General features: G+C 55.5%; 1 protein-coding gene and 1 pseudogene. One reads left to right on the top strand and one right to left on the bottom strand.

Annotated elements, in window-relative coordinates:
• Positions 1–160, bottom strand: a pseudogene (locus CFR80_RS18055) (IS5/IS1182 family transposase); the annotation flags it as partial.
• Between the two features lie 135 nt (positions 161–295).
• Between CFR80_RS18055 and CFR80_RS18050 the strand changes: the two are divergent.
• On the top strand, positions 296–1,129 hold the full coding sequence (locus CFR80_RS18050; RefSeq protein WP_181418277.1) for an NAD-dependent epimerase/dehydratase family protein: 834 nt from the start codon (positions 296–298) through the stop codon (positions 1,127–1,129).
• Positions 1,130–1,603: the final 474 nt, after the last annotated feature.

The following is a 1,603-nucleotide window of genomic DNA, read 5'->3' as shown; positions in this document are numbered from 1 at the left end:
TGACCACCTCGCGCATATCCGTCGTGCGAGGGCGACCGCCCCGTTTCGCAGGGGGCACAAATGGCACGATCAAAGCCCATTCCCCGTCCATCATATCCGATGGATATCGCAGTCCTTCCCGGCTATGTTCACGTCGGGCAATACCAGTCCATGTCACCATTCACTCCATCTCTTCGTAAAGACGGATGAATCACAACAGGCTGGTATTGTTCAAAAACTTTCGGATCAGGCTCTTATTCAATCAGATATACATAACCATAATAAAATACAGATTATATAAAAGATTGGCATTATCGTGATCTATGCTGTTACAGGCGCACATGGCTTTATTGGTCATTATGTCTGCAGATACCTGACCGAAAACGGCTCTACAGTGCTTGCTCCCAATTCGACAGAATGGCGCCTGGGGCACCCCCTCCCCGCAGCCTGCGATCAGGCTGATGTGATCATCCATCTTGCCTGCAGCCTGCTGAAAGCCGGTTCTGACCGCGATGCAATGGCCGATCTCGATTACACCGGCACGGCATGCCTTCTGGAACAGCATCGTCAACTCAGGCAGCAGGGCAAACGCGGTCGCTTCATTTTCATCTCCAGCCAGTCCGCCGGACCGGGCGCCGTGAACGATTACGGGCGCAGCAAATGGGCGATCGAGGGGCTTGTGACGGGTAAGGATGAAATTATCGTCCGACCCGGCCTCGTTTATTCAGGTACTGGTGGAAGCGTGTTCGGGGTGCTGGAAAAACTGGCCCGCCAGCCTGTCATCCCGACACCGAATGCTCCACCCAACATTCAACCGATCGATGTCAAAGAACTGGCCGAGGCCCTGGCCCGGATCGCACGGCACACAACGCCGGACCACAAATACAATCTGGGACGGACCGAGCCACTGACATTCACGCAAACGGTACGCGCAATTGCCGCCAGATCGGCCCGGCGCGCACCTGTATGCATCCCCGTGCCAGAGCAGATCATTCGTCTGGCAGGAAAAGGTGTGGACATGCTCCTCCACCCGACCCCTTCCATACTGGAACGGATTGATGGCCTCCTTGCGCTCCGCGCGATGGAGACGGGTCCATCACTCGAGCACCTCGGGATGACACTCAGGGATTTTACAGGGATGATGGCATGACAACGTGCTTTGATGTGATTGTCGTCGGCGCGGGTCCATGCGCTCTTGCGACATTATCGGCGCTGCCTGCCAACCTGTCGGTCGCCATCATTACCGGTTCGAAACCCGCCCTGCCGTCACCCAGCGATGTTCACCCCAAGGTCCGCGTAGTCTCCCTTGAAAACGGCCGGCATCCGGGCGTAGCAGATCGTATCGAACCGACAGAAGGCAAACACAGGACCCTGTATGCAACTGCAATAACAGGGGGGCTGGCAAATTACTGGGGGCAGCAGTTCGTTCGTTATGGGCGCGGTGACCCTTATGGTGCAGACCTGTTCACCAATTATCAGGCCTATATTGATGAATGTTCGACTATGGAAGCCCTGTTCTGTCTTAGAGCCCGATCCGAAAGTTTTTCAAGCTTGACAATGCCTTGCTGTCCGTCGTGTGAGCATGCGGATCGAGGCGATCAATGTCCATGCGGTTGAGGACGCA

It is taken from the genome of Komagataeibacter oboediens, from assembly GCF_003207815.1.
Classification (GTDB): domain Bacteria; phylum Pseudomonadota; class Alphaproteobacteria; order Acetobacterales; family Acetobacteraceae; genus Komagataeibacter; species Komagataeibacter oboediens.
This window is presented reverse-complemented; position numbering and strand designations above follow the sequence as displayed.